At 65.7% G+C, this 16167-nt stretch carries 16 protein-coding genes; 8 read left to right on the forward strand and 8 right to left on the reverse strand.

What is annotated here, in order from left to right; genetic code table 11:
- The first annotated feature begins 31 nt into the window (after positions 1-31).
- Positions 32-883 carry a L,D-transpeptidase family protein gene (locus ACYQ0L_RS04625; RefSeq protein ID WP_459787752.1) on the forward strand — a complete coding sequence of 284 codons (852 nt, stop codon included), beginning with the start codon at positions 32-34 and terminating at the stop codon, positions 881-883.
- On the opposite strand, the gene tilS is transcribed toward ACYQ0L_RS04625, so the two are convergent.
- The 5 genes from tilS to ACYQ0L_RS04650 all read right to left on the reverse strand — a co-directional run bounded on the left by tilS (position 876) and on the right by ACYQ0L_RS04650 (position 6421).
- Positions 876-1805 carry a tRNA lysidine(34) synthetase TilS gene (gene tilS, locus ACYQ0L_RS04630; protein WP_459787753.1) on the reverse strand — a complete coding sequence of 310 codons (930 nt, stop codon included), beginning with the start codon at positions 1803-1805 and terminating at the stop codon, positions 876-878. The two genes, ACYQ0L_RS04625 and tilS, sit on opposite strands and share 8 nt — an antisense overlap.
- Before the next feature lie 92 nt (positions 1806-1897).
- Positions 1898-2845, reverse strand: a complete 948-nt coding sequence (locus ACYQ0L_RS04635) for a tetratricopeptide repeat protein (RefSeq protein WP_459787754.1) — start codon at positions 2843-2845, stop codon at positions 1898-1900.
- A 112-nt stretch (positions 2846-2957) separates the two neighbouring features.
- Positions 2958-3800: a helix-turn-helix domain-containing protein gene (locus ACYQ0L_RS04640; protein ID WP_459787755.1), complete on the reverse strand. Its 843-nt coding sequence runs from the start codon at positions 3798-3800 to the stop codon at positions 2958-2960.
- 112 nt (positions 3801-3912) lie between these two features.
- On the reverse strand, positions 3913-6186 hold the full coding sequence (gene ptsP / locus ACYQ0L_RS04645) for a phosphoenolpyruvate--protein phosphotransferase (protein WP_459787756.1): 2274 nt from the start codon (positions 6184-6186) through the stop codon (positions 3913-3915).
- Positions 6187-6268: 82 nt separating this feature from the next.
- Entirely contained in the window at positions 6269-6421 is a 153-nt protein-coding gene (locus ACYQ0L_RS04650; protein ID WP_459787757.1) for a DUF465 domain-containing protein, read from the reverse strand.
- Positions 6422-6643: 222 nt separating this feature from the next.
- Between ACYQ0L_RS04650 and ACYQ0L_RS04655 the strand changes: the two genes are divergently transcribed.
- The 4 genes from ACYQ0L_RS04655 to ACYQ0L_RS04670 all read left to right on the forward strand — a co-directional run bounded on the left by ACYQ0L_RS04655 (position 6644) and on the right by ACYQ0L_RS04670 (position 9151).
- Positions 6644-6841: a YdcH family protein gene (locus tag ACYQ0L_RS04655; protein WP_459787758.1), complete on the forward strand. Its 198-nt coding sequence runs from the start codon at positions 6644-6646 to the stop codon at positions 6839-6841.
- Between the two features lie 179 nt (positions 6842-7020).
- Entirely contained in the window at positions 7021-7491 is a 471-nt protein-coding gene (locus tag ACYQ0L_RS04660; RefSeq protein WP_459787759.1) for a DUF1465 family protein, read from the forward strand.
- Positions 7492-7555: 64 nt separating this feature from the next.
- Positions 7556-8428, forward strand: a complete 873-nt coding sequence (locus ACYQ0L_RS04665) for an MBL fold metallo-hydrolase (RefSeq protein WP_459787760.1) — start codon at positions 7556-7558, stop codon at positions 8426-8428.
- Between the two features lie 9 nt (positions 8429-8437).
- Positions 8438-9151 (forward strand): DUF4230 domain-containing protein, encoded by a 714-nt coding sequence (locus ACYQ0L_RS04670; protein WP_459787761.1) that lies wholly within the window; start codon positions 8438-8440, stop codon positions 9149-9151.
- 13 nt (positions 9152-9164) lie between these two features.
- Here ACYQ0L_RS04670 and ACYQ0L_RS04675 read toward each other — a convergent pair whose 3' ends face one another.
- A complete protein-coding gene (locus ACYQ0L_RS04675; protein WP_459787762.1) occupies positions 9165-11153 on the reverse strand; it encodes a BCCT family transporter in 1989 nt (662 codons plus the stop codon).
- A 182-nt stretch (positions 11154-11335) separates the two neighbouring features.
- Between ACYQ0L_RS04675 and nadA the strand changes: the two genes are divergently transcribed.
- The 3 genes from nadA (at position 11336) to ACYQ0L_RS04690 (ending at position 15193) form a co-directional block, all read left to right on the forward strand.
- Entirely contained in the window at positions 11336-12325 is a 990-nt protein-coding gene (gene nadA / locus ACYQ0L_RS04680; RefSeq protein ID WP_459787763.1) for a quinolinate synthase NadA, read from the forward strand.
- Positions 12326-12584: 259 nt separating this feature from the next.
- Positions 12585-13907 (forward strand): DUF2254 domain-containing protein, encoded by a 1323-nt coding sequence (locus tag ACYQ0L_RS04685; protein ID WP_459787764.1) that lies wholly within the window; start codon positions 12585-12587, stop codon positions 13905-13907.
- Between the two features lie 173 nt (positions 13908-14080).
- A complete protein-coding gene (locus ACYQ0L_RS04690; protein ID WP_459787766.1) occupies positions 14081-15193 on the forward strand; it encodes an alkene reductase in 1113 nt (370 codons plus the stop codon).
- A gap of 18 nt (positions 15194-15211) precedes the next feature.
- On the opposite strand, the gene ACYQ0L_RS04695 is transcribed toward ACYQ0L_RS04690, so the two are convergent.
- Together ACYQ0L_RS04695 and lipB are read right to left on the reverse strand one after the other, a co-directional pair.
- Positions 15212-15469 carry a hypothetical protein gene (locus ACYQ0L_RS04695; RefSeq protein ID WP_459787767.1) on the reverse strand — a complete coding sequence of 86 codons (258 nt, stop codon included), beginning with the start codon at positions 15467-15469 and terminating at the stop codon, positions 15212-15214.
- Positions 15466-16122 (reverse strand): lipoyl(octanoyl) transferase LipB, encoded by a 657-nt coding sequence (gene lipB / locus ACYQ0L_RS04700; protein WP_459787768.1) that lies wholly within the window; start codon positions 16120-16122, stop codon positions 15466-15468. Before lipB ends, ACYQ0L_RS04695 begins: the two co-directional genes overlap by 4 nt.
- Between the last annotated feature and the right edge of the window lie 45 nt (positions 16123-16167).

Genomic DNA, 16167 nt, shown 5'->3' on the forward strand with positions numbered 1-16167 from the left:
TTCTCCGCGCGCGCGAGGCATGAAGGAATTCATGAGCAAAACTGTTTTATGGATTGGTGGTGCCACGCTGGCGACCGTGCTGCTGTTCGGTGCCATCTCGTTCGGTGCGCGCTACCTCGGCGCGGATAACGTGGATGCATCGCACGCTGCCGCACCGACGATCGAGGATGCGATTCCCATCGATCCCGCGAAGTTCGGCGATACCGCGCAAGACGCCGAACAGATCGATCCCGAAGCGGCAATCGACGCAGGCCTGACCGACGAGACGGTCGATTCAGGCCAAGACCCGGCCGCCGGCACCGCAGGGCGCGCTCCCGCCGCTTCCGAGGCCACTGCTGCCGATGGCGAAATGATCTACGACGCGCGCGATCGTCCCGCCCGATCGGCCAGCCGCTCCACCCCGGCTCGCTCAGGCCGGGCCGAGCCTATGGTGGTCAAGCGCGTGCTGCCGATCGACGGACCGATCCGGTACGGCGAATGGCATTGGGACACCGAAGGCGTGCCGCCGGGCCGGATCGTGATTACGGTCGACCTCGATGCGCGGGTGATCTCGGTCTTCCGCGGCGGTTACGAAATCGGCGCGGCGGCGGTTCTCCTCGGCACGCAGGAGCATCCGACCCCGCTCGGCACCTTCCCGATCCGCTACAAGATGCGGCACAACGTGTCCGAAAAGTACAACAACGCACCGATGCCCTATTCGATGTTCCTGACGAGCGACGGCGTCGCGCTGCACGGTTCGCAGGTCGAAAACGGCTACGCCAGCCACGGCTGCATTGGCCTGCCGAACGAGTTCGCCGCGAAGGTCTTTGCGGTCGCCAAGAAGGGCGACAAGGTCATCATCACGCGCGGTGAGACCCTGAAGATGGGCGAGCCGATTATCTGACCTGCGTGCCGTCAGCCCTGCGCGGGGGCTCGCGTTCGAAGCGGATGCCGACCGAATGAGTATTGGCCCCGGTGTCGACAATCGCGCGCCGGGCAAGCACGCCGCCGAGCGAGGCGTTTTCCCCTTCCACGACCCGGTCTAGCAGACGGGCGATTTCCGACTTGCGCGGATGAGGCGCCCCCATGCGTTTCAGAACATGCGCGACCACGCCGATCTCGACCGGGCGCGGATGGCCGAGGATGAACCGGCACCCCTCCTCGTCCCAAATCAGCGTGCGGATCGCGGCGTCGACCTGTTCGGTGATCGCGGATTCGGCCTCGGCGAGATGTGCTGCCGAGCGCGCCATCGCCAGCGGATCGAGCCAGTCCAGTTCGGCGATCGCCTTGCGCATGCGGGCGCGATCATAGGCATCGTCGCTATTGCTCGGGTCCTCGACCGGATCGATGCCCGCATCGGTGACGACCTGCCGCAGTTCCGCCCTCCGCCAGCCGAGCAGTGGGCGCACCAGAGCCAGCTTGGCGGCGACCGCATCGGGGGAAACGATGGTCAGGGGTCTGACCCCGGCAAGGCCGGAGAGCCCGCTACCCCGATTGAGCCGCATCAGCAGCGTTTCGGCCTGATCATCGGCGTGATGGGCCGTGGCAAAGGCTGCGATGCCCAGCCGCGCGAAATGGCCGCCGAGCGCCTCGTACCGGGCCGCCCGCGCATTGGCCTGCAGGTTGCCGGGATCGACCTGTACCGCGAGCGTCGCGTGCGGCAGGTCCAGACCGCCGCAGACCGAGGCGACGAAGGCCGCCTCTCCTGCACTCTCGGGTCGCAATCCATGATCGACCGTCGCCGCCGAGACCCGGCCCGGCAGCGCGGCATGCGCCAGCAGCAGCAGGGCCACACTGTCCGGCCCGCCCGAGACCGCGATCCCCAACCGGGCCTCCGCGAGCCCGGGATCGTCTGGCCAGACCTGCGCCAGGTCGGCGGCAAACCGCCGGACCAGAGCCGGGTCGGGCGCGCTGTCGATCAGGAGCAGCTGACCTTGCGGCGGTTCGCCTCGTACTGGTCGCTCAGGCGCCCGGCGGCGATGGCGGGATAGGTCTCGGCAAACTCGGAGAGTGCGATGCACGCGCGGTCCGTATCGCCCAGTTCGATCATCGCCTCGGCCAGGAACAGCAGGCTGTCCGGCGCGCGCGCCGCGTCGTTGTCGGCCTGGTAGTTCTGCAGGAACCACGGCGCAGCCTCGCGCGCCTGTCCGTTGTCGAGAAACGCGCGGCCCAGCAGGTTGCGGCCATAGGTCATGCGCCAGTGATCGGGGTATTTCTCCACGAACGCGGCGAGCGCCTGCTGCGCCTCGGGATAGAGCTCCGCCTCCCACAGGCGGAACCCGTAGGAATAATCGTCGTCGCCCGCATCGTCGGTCGACGGTTTCGCGATCGCACGCACGGCGGCCAGCCGCTCGGCACTCGGCCCCGTGCTCTGCGCGGGGGCGGGGGCGGGGGCAGGCGCCGGCGTCGCGGTCCGCGCAGGCGCGGTCGCGCCTGCACCGCCCTGGTTCGGGAGGATTGTGGCAGGCGCGGCCGATGCGGCGCGCGCGGCCTCCCCGCTCTCGAGCGCGGAGAGACGCTGTTCGATATTCTGCTGCTTGTTGGCCGCCAGCTCGACCTGACCGGTCAGCCCCTGGATCGACGCCTCGAGCGCGTCCAGACGGGCCAGGATGTCGGTCACGGCAGTGGTCTGCGTGGCGGTGCTGGGGCCGCTGTTCGGCTGGCCGGAAATCTCGGGTTCGAAATAGCGGCCGTCGCCGCCGGGGAAGACCCGCCGCTGGAGCGCGCGAATCTCGGCCTCCAGCTTGCGGATGCGCGCCTCTCCGTTGTCCTGCGCGATCGCCGGCGTGCCGGTCGTGACCAGCATGGCGGCCAGCCCGGCGATCAGCACCGCACGCGGTTTCGCGGAAGCGTTAAGCAGTTTCATTTTGTCCCTCTTGATCATGTCCATCCTCGCAGTGCTGCCCCGTCTCTTTCGAACCGGGCCTGAACCACTGCCCCCCTTTCACGCCTTGCGCACGTCAGTGCGCTGTGCGGCCTCAATCGTTATCGGCCCCGCCGTCTTCGCCCGGAAGGCCGACGCCGTCGCGCGCCAGCAGCGCCTCTGCGCTTACCTCCACATCGCTGACCACCGCGTCATCCTCGGCAAGAGGGGGAACGCGCTGGCCGCCAACCGTGATCGTGAACGCGTCGGGCCGCCCCGTCCGCATCTGCGGATCGCTCGCGGTTTCGGGGATGGTATAGCTTTCGCCCTTCCCCATCAGACTTTCCATCAGCACGTTCGATTCATCGCCGTCATAAAAACGGACCCACATGCCTTCCTCGGCCGAGGTGAAGACCACCGGGCCATCCGCCACGGGGCGCGCACTGGCGCTGCGGGTCGCTTCGGCCTGGGCCTGCTCTTCCGCCAGCGAACGCTGCTCTTCCGCCGCAAGCAATGAATCGGGCTCGCCACCGGGATCGAAGAAGGTGCGAGAGAAGGCGAACAGGCCGGCCAGCAGCACGACGGCCGCGATGATCGAAGCGATGACCAGCCCGCGCGACGGCAGGCGTGTGGGATCCTCCGTCTGAATCGTGCCGTCGCGCACGCGTTCGCTCGGATCCTCGATGCCCAGCTGTTCGCGCACTTCATTGACGATCTCGTCGTCGTTCAGGTCCACCGCCTTGGCATAGCTGCGCGAGAACCCGATGGCATAGGTGCGCGCGGGCAGCTCTGCGAAATCGCCGACCTCGATCGCTTCGAGATGGCGTCTGGGGATGCGGGTCGCATCGCTCACGTCATCCACGGACATGCCCTTGGCCTCGCGCGCGGCACGCAGCCGCTCGCCCGGGGCCTTGGGCTGGGAATTGTCAATCTCGAAACCGGCTTCGTCTTCAGCCATCAAAGGTCCTTAACCGCCCCTGCTGCAGGTAACGCCGGTCTAGCGGCCTTCGCTGCCGAAGCCAACGCCCACAGAGCGGGATTCCAAGGCTTTTTTCGTCTTTCTAACGGGATCAGTCGACTTCGATCCCGCGCTCCTGCGCCCACTCGGCAATCGCTGCGCGAGGATCGGCCGGGGCCTGGGCGACGAGCTGATTCATGAAAGCGGTGATCTCGGCCAAGTCGATCTGGCGGATCAGTTCCTTTATCGGCCCGACCGAAACGGGGGTGATCGACACCCGGCGATAGCCCAGCCCCAGCAGGGCGAGCGCTTCCAGCCGACGTCCGCCCATCTCGCCGCACAGGCCCAGCGTCACCCGATGGCCGGCGGTCGCATCGACGATCCGTTTCAGGAAGCGCAGGATCGCCGGGCTGAGCCAGTCGTACCGGGCGGCCAGCTTGGGGTTCGCGCGGTCGGCAGCGAACAGGAACTGCGTCAGGTCATTGGTACCGACCGAGAGGAAGGACACCTTCGGCACTAGCACGTCGAGCACTTCGACCAGCCCGGGCACTTCGATCATCGCGCCGTACTCGATCGCATCGGGCAGCATGATCCGCTTGCGCGAACGCAGGAATTCCTTCTGCTCCTCGAACACGGAACGCGCGGCATCGAATTCCCACGGCTCCGAAATCATCGGGAACATGACCCTGAGCGTGCGTCCGCCCGCAGCTTCGATCAGCGCGCGGGCCTGGGCTTTGAAAAGTCCTTCGCGTTCCAGCGCGAGCCGCAGCGCACGCCAGCCCATCGCAGGGTTCTCGTCCGCCAGGCTGCTGTCATTCGAGAGATAGGGCACTGCCTTGTCCCCGCCGATATCGACGGTGCGGAACACGACAGGCTTGTCGCCCGCCGCCTCCAGCACGTCCTTGTAGAAGCGCGTCTGCTTCTCGCGCTGCGGGAGGGTGGCGGAGACGAGGAACTGGAATTCGGTGCGGAACAGGCCGATGCCGTCGGCCCCCACCATAGAGAGCGTGGTCAGATCGTCGCGCAGACCTGCGTTCATCATCACCTGAATGCGGGTGCCGCACCGCGTGAACGGTTCGACATCACGCAATTCGGCATAGGCCGCGCGGCGCTCCTTCGACTTGGCGAAACGGGCTTCGAACGCCTCGACGACAGACGCCTGCGCACGCACATGGGCGAGCGCCGCGTCGGCATCGAGCAGGATGTGATCGCCTTCCCCGATGACGCCGCGCAGGCCGCGCACGCGACCGAGCACGGGGATGCCCATCGCCCGCGCCACGATCACCACATGCGCGGTGAGCGAACCTTCCTCGAGGATCACGCCCTTGAGCCGCCGCCGGTCGTATTCGAGCAGTTCGGCAGGGCCAAGATTGCGGGCGATCAGGATCGCGTCGCCCTTCAGCCCGGAGCTCGCCGCAGTGCCCATCTGGCCCGAAACGATCCGCAGGAGGCGGTTAGACAGGTCTTCCAGATCGTGCATCCGGTCGGCCAGCAGCGGATCGTCGATCTCGCGCATGCGCATCCGGGTGCGCTGCTGCACCCGCTCGATCGCGGCCTCGGCGGTCAGTCCGGCATCGATCGCTTCGTTGATCCGGCGGCTCCAGCCCTCGTCGTAGGCAAAGGCCTTGTACGCGGCCAAAACCTCGCCGGTTTCTCCGCCCGCGCCGAATTCGGCCTGCTGCGCCATCTGGTCGATCTGTTCGCGCATCCGTTCGAACGCGCGGTAGACCCGCTGGCGTTCGAATTCGGTATCCTCCGCCACGACCTTGTCGATCGTGACGCGCGGCTGGTGGAATACCGCGGTGCCGCTGGCGAGCCCCGCAACGAGCGTGAGGCCCGTCAGCTGCGCCGGGCCGGAGCGCTCCGGTGCCGCCTCGTCCGCCGAATGCTCGTCGATCAACCCGGCATTCACGATCAGCTCGCTCAGCACCATGGCGGTGGTCTGCAGCGCCTCGATCTCGACATCCTCGTAACGGCGCGGATCGACATGCTGCACGTTGAGAGCGCCCACCGCACGTTCGCGGTAGACAATGGGGACGCCGGCGAAGCTGGAAAATTTCTCCTCGCCCGTTTCGGGGCGGTACTGGAAATCCGGGTGGGCTTTTGCCTGGGCAAGGTTCAGCGTTTCGCCATTGGCGACCAGCGAGCCGGTCAGCCCTTCGCCCACGGCCATGCGGGTCACATGAACGGCAGACTGGTTGAGGCCGCGGGTGGCCGACAGCTCCAGCATGCCGCCGCGCAGCAGGTAGATCGAACAGACTTCGCTATCCAGCGCCTCACCAACAACTTCGACCGTGCGGTCGAGCTTGCTTTGCGCCGATTGGCGCGTCGCCATCAATCCATGAAGGCCGGTCAGGATCTGTCGGGCAGCTGCTGTCGCACTCATGCCTCGGGAACTAGCCGATTGCGGCGCGAAGGGGAAATGCCTTCACATCCCCCTTCGCGCGTGAGCAGGTCTTGCGGAAACGTCAGCCCCCCATTTCCTGCTTCAGGAGGAGCTTGCGTTTCTTGAGGCCTCTGAGCGTCACATCATCCGGCGCGGCCTTGCGCATTTCCTGGGCAATGGCCGCGTCGAGCGTGGCATGCTTGGTCTTGAGGGCGGTGATGTGCGAAGCGTTCATGAGCCTCTTCTCCTCTGCTGTGTCGAAGCCGCTCGCGGGGGATGCGAGCGACGCGGGGACACCGAGGGACTGTTACGGCCCACCGGGCCTCCGCTGATCCGAATGAACCACAGAATCGCTTTCCTGCGAAGGGGTGATATGAGGCGTGCGCGATCGGTCCGGCCTCGTGTACGCCGGACCGCGCATTTGCGTGCGTTTGACTTGGATAAAGGGCGGTTCGACGTGACCGAAGCGGAATTGCGCAAGCGGCTGGAGCAGCTGCGGATCGAGCATCGCGACCTCGATGCGGCGATCGCCGCCCTGTCCGCGCTCGAGTCGCCCGACCAGTTGCAGATCGCCCGGCTCAAGAAGCGAAAGCTCCAGCTGCGCGACCGGATGACGGCCATCGAGGATGAGCTGATCCCCGACATAATCGCCTGAACCGGGAAGACAGTATCCGCAGTGCGCCCGTCGCGAGCGGTGGGCCGCCCGATCCGGATGCAAGCCCTGGGTGAGTCCCGCGTGCCACATATTCACAAGTCAGGCGCGTTCGCCCCTTCGCGGGACAGGGGCAGCGAGCGGCTTATTCGAAGGCCGCGAACCGCCTAGGCCGGGCGTTCATGCAAGCGACTACCGACATTACGGCGTTGATCGTCGAAGAACTGTACTGCGAGGCCAATGTACTCGCAGACGAAGTGCGGGCCGTGTTCGCCCCGGCCATCAGCGAGATGATGCCGGTCGACCAGCCGCTGCGCCGCGCGCTGGAGTGCGAAGGTCTGAAAACGACCACCCGCATCATGCATGTGCTGGCATGGCTGCTCAACCAGCGCGCGTTCCTTTCTGGCGAGATGAGCGCGCTGCAGTGGGAGCGGAACTCTCCCTTCCCCCCCAACCGCGCGCCCTCGCCCGAACTGATGCACATGCTGGATTTGCCAACCCAGTCGCTGGTGGCCGAGACGCAGCGCCTGCATGCCCGCGTCGCGCGGCTGGACCACGAATATCGCGCGCGTCGAGAGCCGCCGTCCCGGTCCGGCCTGCCGTCGATCGATACGCTCCACCAGCGCCTCGACCGGCACTTCGCCGAAGGCTGATCGCGCGGCCGCCGTCACCCGCGCAGGCGTGACATGTGGCCACCGGGTGCCCATATGGGCGGCGATGGTCGATATTCCGCCCCGCCCCTGGCCCGTAGGCACACCCGAACGGCCCGAGCCGCTGGTGACGCGCGTCCTCGCGCCCAACCCTTCCCCCTACACCTTCACCGGCACGCAGACCTACTTGGTCGGCAATGGCGCGGATCGCGCGGTGATCGACCCGGGTCCGAACGAGGCCGAGCATCTCGACGCGATCCTGGCGGCAGCAGGCGATGCGCGAATTTCCGCAATCCTGTGCACCCATACCCACCGCGACCATTCGCCCGGCGCGATCCCGCTCGCAGAGCGGACCGGCGCCCCGGTGATGGGCTGCGCCAAGCTGGTGATCGCGGACAACGGCCCCCGGCTCGACGAAGCTTTCGACACGACCTACGAGCCCGAGCGCGTGCTCGCCGATGGCGAGGCGGTGTCGGGCGACGGCTGGACCCTGGGCGCGGTCCACACACCCGGCCACACCTCCAACCACCTGTGCTTCGCGCTGGAGGAAAGCGGCGCGCTGTTCACCGGCGACCATGTGATGGGCTGGTCGACCAGCGTGATCGTGCCGCCCGATGGCGACATGGGCGACTATCTGGCGAGCCTAGACAAGCTCTATGCCCGTGAAGACCGCGTCTATTACCCGGCGCACGGCGCCCCGGTGACGAAGCCGCAGCAACTGGTCCGCTCGATGCTCGGCCATCGTCGCCAGCGCGAGCGGCAGATTCTGCGGCTCCTCGAAGAGAGCCCCCGGAGTCTGCCGGAGTTCATCCCCATCATGTACAAGGGGCTCGACCCCCGGCTGGAAAAAGCCGCGCAGATGTCGGTGCACGCGCACCTGATCGATCTGGAACGCCGCAACATTGCTAGCCGTTCTGGTGAGCGATGGACCGCCCTTTAGTGGAGACGAATGCCTGTGAGTGACCACCAGACCGAGACTGCAGTAAAAAGCGAGACGCCTGCAAAGAAGGCACGTCCGCAATTCCTGCCGTGGTTCCTCGTGATCCTGCTGATCGCCGTGATCGCGTGGATTGGCTGGCGTACTTACGGGCCGAACCGCATGGGAGACCCGATCGGCACCACGCTGGTTTCGTTCGAGAAGCAGAACCGCCTGGTCGTCTTCACGGCCGAGTTCGCGCCCGTGGTTGCCAGCAAGGACAGCCGCTTCTTCGGCGCATTGCAGAGCCGCCAGATCGCGGTGATCCCCGCGCGGGTCGACTATTCGCTCGACCTGTCGAAGATTGATCGATCGCGCCTGTCATGGAATGCGGACACGCAGACGATGGATGTGCGGCTGCCCGCGCTAGAACTGAGCAAGCCCAATCTGGACGAAGCGCGCGCCAAGTACATGCGCGAAGGCCTGTGGATCACGCGCGATGCGGAAGACGACCTGAGCCGCAACAACACCCAGATCGCCGAGCGCGAAGCACTCGACAATGCACGCAGCCCGGCGCTGATGGAGCTCGCGCGCGCCTCTGCCCGTGCAGCGGTGCAGCAGAACATCGCCGTGCCGCTCGCCGCAGCAGGCTATCGCGGGATCACGGTCGATGTCAGCTTCGACGGTGACGGGCCGAGCGCACCCGCTTCACCTGCTGCGACCAGCGAAAAGGCTCCGACCCGCTAGCTTTTTAAGCGGTTCAGGCCAGCCGGCGCGCGTGCCTGAAGTGCGCGTAGCGGTTGAGCAGGTCGCCGATCAGCTGCTCGGTCGTGTAGCCCGTCACATCCAGCGGATGGCCGCCTTCCGAACTGCGCGCCATTGCGCGGAAGTGACGCTTGTCGTCATCCCCCGGGCGGTGCGCTTCCGCCCATGCGAAGCTCGGCGGGCGGAAGGACCGCGCGCGCACTTCGTAGCTGAAGGTCCCATGCTCGCCATGCGGCACGGATAGCAGCACATCGCCGCCATCGCGGGTGACTTCGGGGGCCAGGCTCCGCCGACGCATCTCCGCGGCCACGTCTTCGAGTGCCGGCAGTGCTTTCTCCTCGAGGAACTCGGCGACCTGCTCCTTGCGGAACGAACCGGTAATCGTGGACAAGCGCTTCTTCCAGCTCACGTCCGGGTCGAGCGGCTGGCTGGGCAGAACGCCGTAATCGGGCACGCCGCCGTTCTTTTCCATGGCAAGCGCCTTGAGCAGGCCGTAGCAGATGAAGATCATCACCACCGCGAAGGGCAGCGCGCTCGCGATTGCAGCGGTTTGCAAGGCCTGCAATCCGCCAGCCACCAGCAGGACCGCCGCAATCGCGCCCGCGCAGATCGCCCAGAAGACGCGCTGCCAAACCGGCGGTGCCTCGGCTGCGCCATTGGTGATCGTATCGATCACCAGCGCGCCCGAATCCGCCGAGGTGACGAAGAAGGTCACGATCAGCAGAGTGGCGGCAACCGAGGTTATCGACGAGAACGGAAGCTCGGCCAGCGTAGCGAACAGCGCGGTGGGCACGTTTTCCTGAACCATCTGCGCGATGGGGGCGACTCCCGCCATGTCCAGCGAGATCGCGGTGTTACCGAACACCGTCATCCACAGGAAGGTGAACAACACCGGCACCACCAGCACGCCGCCCACGAACTGGCGGATCGTGCGCCCGCGCGAGATGCGCGCAATGAACATGCCGACGAAGGGCGACCACGCGATCCACCAGCCCCAGTAGAACAGCGTCCAGTTGGCCAGCCAGTCGTTCGGCTCGTAGGCATAGAGACGGAAGGTGCGCTCCACCACCTGGCCGAGATAGGCACCCGTGTTCTGGACGAAGGCCTGCAGCAGGAAGATCGTCGATCCGGTGACCAGCACGAAACCGAGCAGGAGTGCCGCCAGCAGGATGTTGAATTCGGACAGGCGCTTTACGCCCTTATCGAGGCCAAGATAGACCGACATCGTAGCAAGAAGCGTGATACCCGCGATCAGCGCGATCTGGATGCCTGCCGACTGCGGCACCCCGGCAATATAGGCGAGGCCTGCATTGACCTGCAGCACCCCGAGGCCGAGCGAGGTGGCGACGCCGAACATAGTGCCCAGAACCGCGAAAATGTCGATCGCATGGCCGATCGGCCCGTGAATGCGCGACCCCAGCAGTGGATAGAGTGCGGAACGCGGAGTGAGCGGCAGGCCGCGACGGAAGGCGAAATAGGCCAGCGCCAGGCCTACGACCGCGTAGATCGCCCAGGCGTGGACGCCCCAGTGGAAGAACGTGAGGACCAAGGCCTGACGGGCGGACTGGACGCTCAGTGGATCGCCGCGCGGCGGCTCCGCATAATGCAGCATTGGCTCTGCCACGCCAAAGAAGACCAGGCCGATCCCCATGCCCGCGCTGAACAGCATCGCGAACCACGAAAGGTGGCTGTATTCCGGCTCGCTCCAGTCGGGCCCCAGCTTGATATCGCCGTATTTGCTGAGCGTGAGGAACACCACGAAGACCAGAAAACCGGCGACGGAGAGAATGTAGAACCAGCCGAAGTCGGCCACGATCAGCGCCTGCAAGCGATCGAAGACCTGCCCTGCCGTTGCCGAGAACAGCGCACCGAAAAGTGCAAAGGCCAGGATCAGTATAGCCGAGCCGAAAAACACCGGCCGATTGGCGACCAGGCGCAGATTAGAAGGATCTTCGGCTGCTTCTGTCAGTACGGGATCGGTCATCGAGCGCGCTTTTGCATTCCCTGTTCCCCGGGGCAAGGCAAACGACGCCCCTGCCCACCTCGCGCCACCTCTGCGGTATCACGCAATCTGGTGCGGAACACACTCGCACGCGGGCCCGTTCGTCCTATATGCGTCACCCAACCAGAACGCGCGTTCAAAGAAAATTCGGGGCCGAATAGACCATGACAGACCAGACCCGCCCGCCAACCGGCGACGACCTGCTCGCCGAGATCGAGCGCCTGCGCAAGGATCGCAACGCCGTGATCCTGGCGCACTACTACCAGAAGCCCGAGATTCAGGATCTCGCCGATTTCGTCGGCGACTCGCTGCAATTGAGCCAGATGGCAGCGGAAACCGATGCGGACGTAATCGCCTTTTGCGGCGTGAAGTTCATGGCCGACACCGCCAAGATCCTGAGCCCGGAAAAGATCGTCGTCCTGCCCGATATGGACGCCGGCTGCAGCCTCGAAGACAGCTGCCCGCCGGAAAAGTTCAAGGCTTTCCGCGAGGCGCACCCGGATCATATCGCGCTGACCTACATCAACTGCTCGACCGAGGTGAAAGCCCTGTCGGACGTGATCGTGACCAGCTCTTCCGCCGAGACGATCCTGCAGCAGATCCCCGAGGACCAGCCGATCATCTTCGGGCCGGACCGGCACTTGGGCGGCTATCTCAATCGCAAGTTCAACCGCGACATGTTGCTGTGGCCGGGCGTGTGTATCGTGCACGAGGCGTTCAGCGAGACCGAGCTGCTCAAGCTCAAGGCCCAGCACCCCGGCGCGCCGATCGCCGCGCACCCCGAATGCCCGCCCGCGATTGTCGAGCACGCCGATTATGTCGGATCGACCAGCGGCATCCTGCAATTCGCCGAGACCTTCCCCGGCCAAACGCTGATCGTCGCGACCGAGCCGCACATCATCCACCAGATGGAAAAGGCGCTGCCGGAGAAGAACTTCATCGGCGCACCGGGCGCGGACGGCAACTGCAACTGCAACATCTGCCCGTACATGGCGCTTAACACGCTGGAGAAGCTCTACACCGCGCTGCGCGACCTGGAGCCGCGGATCGAGATCGAGGAAGGCCTGCGCATCCAGGCCAAACAGAGCCTCGACAAGATGCTGGAAATGGCCAGCGGCACGATCGGCAAGGGTGATCTGGGCAAGATCGACTGACAAGCTGCCGCTCCCTGATGACGGAAAAGAGAAGGCCGGGGCGAACTACCTCCCCGGCCTTTTATGTGCACCGTCAGGGAGACGATCGGAAACTCTTGGCTGCAGATCTATGGGGTGTGGCGCGGGCCCGGACCGCCGGTATTCGGCACGGTGATCTTTACGACCTGTCATGACGAGACAGAGACGTCGCGAGTCCCTAACGCCTGGATGCTACGATCCCGGACGACGCGGGAAATCGAAGAAAGGACATTGCCGCATCATGATGGCCGACATCCGCAAGCTGTTGAGCGACATCAACGCGAGCTACTGGTTCTTCCCCGCGCTGTTCGCTGTGGGCGCGTTGCTGCTGGCGACCTTGACGATCGAGCTCGACCGGGCGGGGCATACGACATGGATCAACGATGTCGACTGGCTCCAGCCCGCACGGCCCGACGGCGCGAGCAACATGCTCAGCGTGATTGCAGGTTCGATGATCGGCGTCGCATCGACGGTCTTTTCAATCACCATCGCGGCGGTCGCCTACGCCAGCGGCAATTACGGCCCGCGGCTGCTGACCAATTTCATGGAAGACCGGGGCAACCAGATCAGCCTCGCAACCTTTATCGGCACTTTCGTCTACGCGATCACCGTGCTGCGCTCCGTCCGCATGCCGGACGAGGTCGGCAGCGTTGCAGTGGGCACGACCTATCCCGGCTTCGTGCCACAGCTATCGCTCCTAATCGCCTACATCCTGATGGCGGTGTCCGTGATGGTCCTCGTCTTCTTCCTCAACCACGTGCCCTCCTCGATCCGGATCAACTCGGTGCTGGAAGGTATCGGACGCAGGCTGCTTTCGGCGATCCGCGACAGTTTCGACGAGCCGATGAAGGTCCGGGTCGAGTCCGAAGCGCGCGGCGGCATCCCGATAAGGGCCGAGGCCGAGGGCTACATCCAGGTGATCGACTGGCAGCAGTTGCTGAAGGTGGCGAAGAAAAGCGGCACCACGTTGCAAATGGCCGTTCGCACCGGCGACTTCCTGCACCCCGGAGTTCCGGTGGGCTACTGGACCGACAAACCCGATGAGAGTTGCGACCAGAAGGTGCGCGATTGTCTGGCCCTCGGCGAGACGCGAACGCCGACGCAAGACCTGCACTTCATGATCGACGAACTCGCGGAAATCGGCCTGCGCGCGCTCTCTCCTGGCATCAACGATCCTTTTACGGCGATCTCTGCGTTGCACTGGATCGGCGCCGCCACTGCCGAGCTCGGCAGGCGCGATCTCAACTGGTCGATCGGCGAACCCGACGAGGACGGACGGCGGCCGCTGCGCACCATGGCGGACGACTTCCATCATTATCTGGCGCGCGGTTTCGGCACCATCCGCAACGGGGTCGCCACCAGCCCCACCGCGGCCTCCGTGATGTTCGACACGCTCGAGAATGCCGCTGCAGTCATCGAAGACCCCGTGAGGCTGAAGAACGTGCGGGACGAGGCTGCGCAGCTGATGCGTCAGGCGCAGGCGAACCTCGCCGGCCCCGATCTGGAGCTGGTCGAGGCACGCTACGCGCTGTTCCGCAAGCGGATGGAGGATGATCGCCCCTAGACTGGTGACGCCGCGGTCCCGCGCGATCGCCATCGCCAGCGGGAGCGGGAGTGCGCAGGCTTTCCCTTGCAGGCCCAAAAGCCGATCTATCCTGCGCGTCGCTTGTCGTCCCGGTGATGCCCTCCTAACTCCGCCCTACTCATACGGGTCAACCAGATAAGGAGACCGCCTCCATGCACGACGCCCTTTTCCAGCCGCTGCGCCTCGGCGCGATTACCGCGCCCAACCGCATCCTGATGGCCCCGCTCACCCGCGGACGCGCCACCCCGCCGAACTTCGTCCCCAACGAGATGATGGAGACCTATTACCGCCAGCGTGCGGGTGCGGGCCTGATCATCAGCGAAGCGACCGGCATCAGCGTGGAGGGGCTCGGCTGGCCCAACGCGCCGGGCATCTGGAGCGAAGAGCAGACGGAAGCGTGGAAGCCGATCACTGCAGGCGTGCACGAGGAAGGCGGGCGGATCATCCTGCAGATGTGGCACATGGGCCGTATCGTGCATCCCGACTTCCTCGGCGGCGAGCCGCCGGTCTCCGCCAGTGCGACCACCGCGCCCGGCCATGCCCACACGCCCACGGGCCGCAAGGATTACGAACAGGCCCGCGCGCTGTCGGTCGATGACATCAAGCGCGTAGTCGAAGATTACCGCAAGGCGGCCGAGAACGCGAAGGAAGCCGGGTTCGACGGGGTGCAGCTGCACGGCGCGAATGGCTACCTGATCGACCAGTTCCTGCGCCGCAGCACCAATCTGCGCGAAGACGAATATGGCGGCTCTGCCCAGAACCGCGCCCGTCTGCTCGGCGAAGTGCTCGACGCGCTGATTGATGTCTGGGGCGCGGACCGGGTCGGCCTACGGCTATCCCCCAATGGAGAGACGCAGGGTGCGGACGATCCCGATCCCGCCGAAACCTTCGGCGCGGCGGCGCAAGTCGCGCAGGATCGCGGGATCGCCTTCCTCGAGCTGCGCCAGCCGGGGCCCGACGGCACCTTTGGCAGTACCGACGTCCCGCAGCAGGACGCGCATATCCGTGCGATCTACAAGGGTCCCCTGATCCTCAATAGCGACTACACGCCGCAGGAGGCCGCGGACGACGTCGAGAGTGGCCGGGCGGATGCGATCAGTTTCGGGCGTCCCTTCATCTCCAACCCGGACCTGCCGGAGCGGATTGCCAAGGGCGCGCACTTGGCGGAAAACGTCAATGTGCCGCAGAGCTGGTACCTGCCCGGTGCCGCCGGCTATATCGATTATCCGACACTGGAAGAGGAAAACGCCGCTGCTTCGGCGTGATCCGGGCGGAAGGCGGCGCTAACCGGCGTCGCCTTCCCCATTGTCTTCTTCACCGTCTTCTTCGGCATCACCATCTTCGGTCTCGCCGCCGCGCTGGGGCGATTGCGACTGGACCATCGCGACCGGCAGCATCGCATCGGTGATCGATCCGCCGCGCACCTCGCCCTGCGGGCCGGCCGCTTCGCTTGCCTCGGGCTTGGCGGTCTCTTCGCTGCTGCCGCAGCCGGCGAGCATCAGGGCTGCTGCCGATAGGCCGATCAGTGTGCGCGTCATCATCCGTCCTGCGATTCGAGAGCTGCGAGAAAGGCGGGTGCCTCGGCATATAATGCCTCATCCCATGCCGCAGGCGCAAGGTCGATACCCAGATCGGCAAGGCTGGTAACGCCGAATTCCTCGATCCCGCACGGCACGATGCCGGTGAAATGGGAGAGGTCGGGCGCAAGGTTGACCGCAAAGCCATGCATCGTCACCCAGCGCCGCACGCGCACGCCGATCGCGCCGATCTTCGCCTCACGTCCGTCGGGCCCGTTGGTCCAGATGCCGACCCGCTCGGGCACGGTCCAGCTTTCGACCCCGAAGCGCGCGAGCGCTGCGGCGGCCCATCCCTCGAGCGCATGGACGAAGCGGCGCACGTCCTTCCCCCGCCCGCGCAGATCGAGCAGCACGTAGGTCACCCGCTGGCCGGGACCGTGATAGGTATAGCGCCCGCCGCGCCCCGCCTCGACCACTTCGAACCGCGGGTCGAGCAGCTCATCGGCGGCAGCGCTGGTTCCCGCCGTGTACACCGGCGGATGTTCGAGATTCCATACCAGCTCGCGCGCTTCGCCCGCCTCGATCGCGGTGTTGCGCGCTTCCATCGTGGCCAGCGCCTCGCGATAGGGCACGCGCTGCGTGTCGCCACGCCATTCAATGTCAGACAAATCGGGCATTTTCGTTTGCGTGGCCGATGCCCCGCCGCTTATCAAGAGCCGAAA

Source organism: Alteriqipengyuania triglochinis, assembly GCF_054655655.1.

Bases quoted from the DNA above. Each gene is read 5' to 3' on its own strand.
- nadA (WP_459787763.1), top strand. From the start codon at position 11,336: ATGACAGACCAGACCCGCCCGCCAACCGGCGACGACCTGCTCGCCGAG.
- ACYQ0L_RS04675 (WP_459787762.1), bottom strand. From the start codon at position 11,153: ATGACCGATCCCGTACTGACAGAAGCAGCCGAAGATCCTTCTAATCTG.
- ACYQ0L_RS04635 (WP_459787754.1), bottom strand. From the start codon at position 2,845: ATGAAACTGCTTAACGCTTCCGCGAAACCGCGTGCGGTGCTGATCGCC.
- ACYQ0L_RS04640 (WP_459787755.1), bottom strand. From the start codon at position 3,800: ATGGCTGAAGACGAAGCCGGTTTCGAGATTGACAATTCCCAGCCCAAG.
- ACYQ0L_RS04670 (WP_459787761.1), top strand. From the start codon at position 8,438: ATGCCTGTGAGTGACCACCAGACCGAGACTGCAGTAAAAAGCGAGACG.
- lipB (WP_459787768.1), bottom strand. From the start codon at position 16,122: ATGCCCGATTTGTCTGACATTGAATGGCGTGGCGACACGCAGCGCGTG.
- ptsP (WP_459787756.1), bottom strand. From the start codon at position 6,186: ATGAGTGCGACAGCAGCTGCCCGACAGATCCTGACCGGCCTTCATGGA.
- ACYQ0L_RS04650 (WP_459787757.1), bottom strand. From the start codon at position 6,421: ATGAACGCTTCGCACATCACCGCCCTCAAGACCAAGCATGCCACGCTC.
- ACYQ0L_RS04695 (WP_459787767.1), bottom strand. From the start codon at position 15,469: ATGATGACGCGCACACTGATCGGCCTATCGGCAGCAGCCCTGATGCTC.
- ACYQ0L_RS04625 (WP_459787752.1), top strand. From the start codon at position 32: ATGAGCAAAACTGTTTTATGGATTGGTGGTGCCACGCTGGCGACCGTG.
- ACYQ0L_RS04690 (WP_459787766.1), top strand. From the start codon at position 14,081: ATGCACGACGCCCTTTTCCAGCCGCTGCGCCTCGGCGCGATTACCGCG.
- ACYQ0L_RS04665 (WP_459787760.1), top strand. From the start codon at position 7,556: ATGGTCGATATTCCGCCCCGCCCCTGGCCCGTAGGCACACCCGAACGG.
- ACYQ0L_RS04660 (WP_459787759.1), top strand. From the start codon at position 7,021: ATGCAAGCGACTACCGACATTACGGCGTTGATCGTCGAAGAACTGTAC.
- ACYQ0L_RS04685 (WP_459787764.1), top strand. From the start codon at position 12,585: ATGATGGCCGACATCCGCAAGCTGTTGAGCGACATCAACGCGAGCTAC.